The sequence below is a fragment of the Nocardiopsis sp. TNDT3 genome, assembly GCF_003427465.1.
GTDB classification, from domain to species: domain Bacteria; phylum Actinomycetota; class Actinomycetes; order Streptosporangiales; family Streptosporangiaceae; genus Nocardiopsis; species Nocardiopsis dassonvillei.
The window spans coordinates 1-5,323 of sequence record NZ_QPFC01000296.1; the positions used below are offsets into that span (position 1 = coordinate 1).

Sequence of the window (5,323 nt, forward strand, 5' to 3'; positions counted from 1 at the left end):
GGCGGGCCCCGCTGGGGGCCCGGCTTCCGGGTGGAGGGGATGCTCGTGTGGGGCTTCACCGGCGCGGTGATCGACAGCCTGCTCGCCCTGGGCGGCTGGGAACTTCCCTGGCGCGACGAGGGTCTCACCGAAGTGTTCGAAGCAACCCCGCAGGGCTTGCGGCCGGTCGGTTAGCGCTCACTCTTGGAGGGCAATGTGCTCGACGTGATCCTGGTCGTCCTGTTGCTGCTGTTCGCGGTGACGGGGTACCGACAGGGTTTCATCGTCGGTGTCTTCAGCTTCGCGGGCTTCGTCGGAGGGGGCGTCCTCGCCGCCCTGACGGCCCCGGCACCCATCCAGGCGTGGGTGGAGGACCCCGGCAGGCAGGCGCTGCTGGCGATCGCCGTGGTGTTCCTGTCCGCGGCGCTCGGCCAGTTCCTGCTCTCCTACCTGGGCACCTTCGTCCGCAACAAGGTGACGTGGGACTCGGCGCGGGTCCTGGACGCCATCGGCGGCGCCCTGATCAGCGGGCTCTCGGTGCTGCTCGTGGCCTGGTTCATCGGCAGCACGGTGGCCAACTCGGCGCTGCCGTTCGTCGCGGGCCAGGTCAGGGACTCGCGCATCCTCCACTCGGTGGACACGCTGATGCCCGAGGCCGCCCACAGCGGGTTCTCCACGTTCCGCCGGATCGTGGACCAGAGCGCCTTCCCGCAGGTGTTCAGCGGCCTGGGCACCGGTGAGCTGGCCGAGGTGGCGCCGCCGGACCCCGACGTGCTCACCACCCCGGAGCTGATCGAGTCGAGCCGCAGCGTGGTGAAGGTGCTGGGCACCGCGCCCTCGTGCCAGCGCCGCGTGGAGGGGACCGGCTTCGCCTACGCGGAGGACCGGATCATGACCAACGCGCACGTGGTCGCCGGGGTCACCGACGACCTGCGGGTGGTCACCCGGGAGGGCTACCAGCTCGACGCCACGCTGGTGCTCTTCGACGCCCAGCAGGACCTGGCCGTGCTGCACGTGCCGGGCCTGGACCTGGAACCGCTGGAGTTCACCTACGAGGCCCCGCAGGGCGGTGACGCGGTCGTGGCGGGCTTCCCGCGCAACAGCGGCTTCACGGCCGTCCCGGCGCGCGTCCGCGCCCGCCAGACGGCGCAGGGGCCGGACTTCTACCACTCCCAGCAGGTGAGCCGGGAGATCTACCAGGTGCGCGCCGTGGTGCGCCCGGGCAACTCCGGCGGCCCGCTGCTGTCGCCGGACGGCACCGTGTACGGGGTGGTCTTCGCCGCCGCCACGAACGAGCCCGAGACGGGTTACGTGCTCACCGCCGACGAGGTCGCGGAGAACGCCCAGAGCGGCCTGGAGAACGACGAGCAGGTCTCCTCCCAGGCCTGCGACTGATCGCGTGGCTGCGTTGTCCACAGGCCGGATCCGGGGCTTTCGGGGGCGCGCGGGAGGCGGTTGACTGGATGTACAGGGGGCCCGGGGGCACGGTCGGCACCGTGCTGCCCGCCTTCGCTCCGGGGCCCGCGCCCGCTCCGGGGCCCGCGGTCGCGTCGGCGCACGCCCAGCGGTCCCGCATCCACCCCGGGGCCCGCGCCTGCGTCGGCGCAGGACTCGCGGCCGCGCCGGGCCTCCCGGCGTGACGGGCGGCCCGTGACACACCGAGGGCGCCTCCCCGCGGGGAGGCGCCCTCGTGAGCGTTCGGACACCGGCCCGGCGACCCTAGTTGGAACTCGGGTCGGGCGAGTGCTCCGTGGCCAGCGGCCAGCTCATCCGCACCACGGTCCCCCGGTCGCTGGGGTCGATCTTCACCTCGTCGGCCAGACCCGTGATGACCGCCAGGCCCAGCCCCGGGGAGAACCCGGAGATCCCGCCGGGAGGGGTGTCCTCACCGTCCAGGAAGAGCCCGTCGAGCAGGGACGGGTTGGCGGGCTCCTCCGTGTCCTTGGCCGGGGCACGGTCGGAGACGACGACCTCGAAACGTTGCGTCGCGCTCCCGTTGGCGCGCAGGATGCTGCTCGTGGCGTCGGTGCGGGACTCCGACGCCGGATCAGGCCCGCTGCCGTCGATCAACTGGAGCAGGATCGGCTGTGTGGGGCAGTGCAGCTTGTGCGCCGCCACCGCCCGGGAACACGCCTCACCGACCGCCAGCCTGATCTCGTCGATCGCTGAGGCGGCGATACCCGCCCGCCGTGCGACGGTGGCGGCCATGAGCCGCGCCGTGCGCACGTGAGCGGGGAGCGCGCTGATCGTGAGCGTGATGGTTGCCATCGCTCGCTCGGGGCTACTTCGCGGAACGCTTGTCGATGGCTTCCTGCACCGAGTCGTGGATGCCGAAGACCTTGGTCAGACCGGTGATCCGGAAGATCTTCAGGATGCGCTCCTGGGTGCAGACCAGGTCGAGGGTCCCGTCGTGGGCCCGGACGCGCTTGAGCCCGCCCACGAGCACACCGAGGCCCGTCGAGTCCAGGAACTCCACCTTCTCCATGTTGACCACGAGGTGGAAGTTGCCCTTGTTGACCAGGTCGATCAGCAGCTCGCGGAGCCGGGGCGCGGTATAGACATCGATCTCACCCTCAACGACGACGATCTCGGTGTCGCCCTCGGTGTAATGATCAAGCTTCAAGTCCACTAGTCCTCCAGCGCCGAACCGCGAAAAACGCGAATGATCTCTGCCGGGCGTTACCCCACCAGCACGCATTCAACCACGCGTGTCGAGTGCGTCTTCCTGTGATGCACAGAAAAACCGTGACACCGCGCCACTGTTCCCCCGGATGTCACACTGAAACCAATGTCCCAGTGCTCCACCCTTGGGTGAGAGGCGCCTGCGGGCCTCGAACGCGTACCAGTGAGGAGGGGTCTCGGATGAGGCGACCGGAGCCCGTGCTTCCCGGTGTGTGGCGTGACGATACCCGGTACCCACAGGTGACCCACATCGAGCACGTGGCCCGCAACGACGGGGTGAGCGGGGAGTGGCCGGTGTGGACCGCGCCCCACCTGGTCGAACGGCTCGCCGACAGGGGGATCACGGGACCGTGGTCCCACCAGGCCGAAGCCGCCGACCTCGCACGTTCGGGCCGTGATGTGATCATAGCCACGGGTACCGCCTCGGGAAAGTCACTCGCCTTCCTCCTACCCGCTGCGGACGCGATTGACGCGGGCGGAACCGTGCTCTACCTCTCCCCGACCAAGGCGCTCGCCCAGGACCAGCTGCGGTGGATAACGGACCTCTCCCTGCCGGGGATGCGGACAGCCGTCTATGACGGCGACACCCCGGCCGAGGAGCGCTCCTGGGTGCGCGAGCACGGCAACTACGTGCTCACCAACCCGGACATGCTGCACCACGGCATCCTGCCCCGCCACGGGGCGTGGGCGCGCTTCCTGCGTCGGCTGCGCTACGTGGTGATCGACGAGGCGCACCGATACCGGGGGGTTTTCGGCTCGCACGTCGCGCAGATCCTGCGTCGGCTGCGCCGCGTGTGCGCCCGCTACCGGTCGCGTCCGGTGTTCGTGCTCGCCTCGGCCACCTCCGGCAGCCCCGCCGAGAGCGCCGCCCGGCTGACCGGCGTGCCCGTCACGGCGGTCAGCCGGGACGGTTCCCCGCGTCCGGGGATGTCCGTGGCGCTGGTGGAGCCGGAGTTGACCGACCTGACCGGCGAGCACGGGGCGCCGATCCGCAGGACGGCGCCCTCGCAGGCCGCCGAGATGCTCGCCGACCTGGTCCGCGACGGTGTGCGCACCCTGGTGTTCGTCCGCTCCCGGCAGGGTGCGGAGGTGGTCGCGCTGACCACCCAGCGCCTGCTGGCCGAGCGCGGCGACCACGCCCTGGCCGGGAGGGTGGCCGCCTACCGGGGCGGATACCTGGCCTCGGAGCGCCGGGAGCTGGAGGAGGCCCTGCGCTCGGGGGAGATCCTCGGCCTGGCCAGCACCAACGCCCTGGAGCTGGGGGTGGACATCAGCGGTCTGGACGCGGTGCTCATCGCCGGGTGGCCGGGAACCCTCGCGTCACTGTGGCAGCAGGCGGGCCGTGCCGGACGGCGCGGGGAGGACGCGCTGGCGGTGTTCATCGCCCGTGACGACCCTTTGGACACCTACCTGGCGCACCACCCGGAGGCCATTTTCGGCCGGTCCGTAGAAGCGACCGTCCTCGATCCGGAAAACCCGCACATCCTGGGGCCGCACCTGTGCGCGGCCGCCCAGGAGCTGCCGATCACCAAGGACGACTTCGATCTCTTCGGAGCGACGACCGAGGAGCGGCTCGCCGAACTCGTCGAACACCGCCTGCTGCGAAGGCGTCCACGGGGCTGGTTCTGGACGAGTAACGAGCGGGCCAGCGACCTAGCCGATATCCGCGGGTCGGGCGGGCCTCCCGTACAGATCGTCGACACCGGGAGCGGCCAGCTGCTCGGCGAGGTCGACGAGCCCGCCGCCCACGGCACCGTCCACCCCGGCGCGGTGTACCTGCACCAGGGGTACACGTACCTGGTCGACGACCTCGACCTCGACGAGGGCGTCGCCCTGGTCCACCCGGCGGAGCCGCCCTACAGCACCTGGGCGCGCGACACCACCGACATCACGGTCCGGTCGGTGCTGCGCCAGGAGGAGTGGCCGAGCGGGGCCACCGTGTACTTCGGCGAGGTGCAGGTGGTGCGCCAGGTGGTCGGGTTCCTGCGCAGGGACGTGCGCACCGGTTCGGTCCTGGGGGAGCAGTCGCTGGACCTGCCCGAGCGCACCCTCGACACCCGCGCGGTGTGGTGGACGCTGCCCGCCGAGGGCGAGGAGCGGCTGCGCCGGGAGGACGTGGGGCTGCTGGGCGCCGCCCACGCCGCCGAGCACGCCGCGATCGGGCTGCTGCCGCTGCTGGCGACCTGCGACCGCTGGGACATCGGCGGGGTGTCCACCTCCGTGCACGGTGACACCGGCAGGCTGACGGTGTTCGTCTACGACGGGTACGAGGGCGGCGCGGGCTTCGCCGAACGGGGGTACGCGGCGGCGCGCGAGTGGCTGTCCGCGACCCGCGCGGCCATCGCCGACTGCGAGTGCGACCAGGGCTGCCCGTCATGCATCCAGTCGCCCAAGTGCGGTAACGGCAACGAGCCGTTGAGCAAGGCCGGCGCGCTGCGCCTGCTCGACGAGGTCCTCGCGGACGGCGAGGACTGACTGCCGGGACGAGGCCGTCCACAGCCTGTGGACGAAGCGCGGGGGCGCGGAGGGAGTTATCCACAGGCTGGGGAAGGGGCTTTCGCGTCGGCTCCGGCCCGCCGAACCTGGAGGAAGAGGGCCGGAGCAGACGGCCCCCCACCAGGAAGGCCGCCATGTCCGCTCCCGTGCCCACGCCCCCTCCCGC

At 71.5% G+C, this 5,323-nt stretch carries 4 protein-coding genes and 1 pseudogene; 3 read left to right on the forward strand and 2 right to left on the reverse strand.

Features of this window, described 5'->3' with window-relative positions:
• Both DQW06_RS07990 and DQW06_RS07995 read left to right on the forward strand, forming a co-directional pair.
• Nucleotides 1–174, forward strand: a pseudogene (locus DQW06_RS07990) (coenzyme A pyrophosphatase); the annotation flags it as partial.
• 21 nt (nucleotides 175–195) lie between these two features.
• Complete coding sequence (locus tag DQW06_RS07995) at nucleotides 196–1,374, forward strand: MarP family serine protease (RefSeq protein WP_013156305.1); 1,179 nt, start codon at nucleotides 196–198, stop codon at nucleotides 1,372–1,374.
• Nucleotides 1,375–1,698: 324 nt separating this feature from the next.
• Here DQW06_RS07995 and DQW06_RS08000 read toward each other — a convergent pair whose 3' ends face one another.
• Together DQW06_RS08000 and DQW06_RS08005 are read right to left on the reverse strand one after the other, a co-directional pair.
• The gene (locus tag DQW06_RS08000) at nucleotides 1,699–2,247 is read right to left on the reverse strand and encodes an ATP-binding protein (RefSeq protein ID WP_013156306.1); all 549 of its coding nucleotides are present in this window, start codon (nucleotides 2,245–2,247) and stop codon (nucleotides 1,699–1,701) included.
• 13 nt (nucleotides 2,248–2,260) lie between these two features.
• A complete protein-coding gene (locus tag DQW06_RS08005; protein WP_013156307.1) occupies nucleotides 2,261–2,608 on the reverse strand; it encodes an STAS domain-containing protein in 348 nt (115 codons plus the stop codon).
• Nucleotides 2,609–2,841: 233 nt separating this feature from the next.
• Between DQW06_RS08005 and DQW06_RS08010 the strand changes: the two genes are divergently transcribed.
• On the forward strand, nucleotides 2,842–5,136 hold the full coding sequence (locus tag DQW06_RS08010; RefSeq protein WP_198662403.1) for a DEAD/DEAH box helicase: 2,295 nt from the start codon (nucleotides 2,842–2,844) through the stop codon (nucleotides 5,134–5,136).
• The last annotated feature ends 187 nt before the right edge of the window (nucleotides 5,137–5,323 follow it).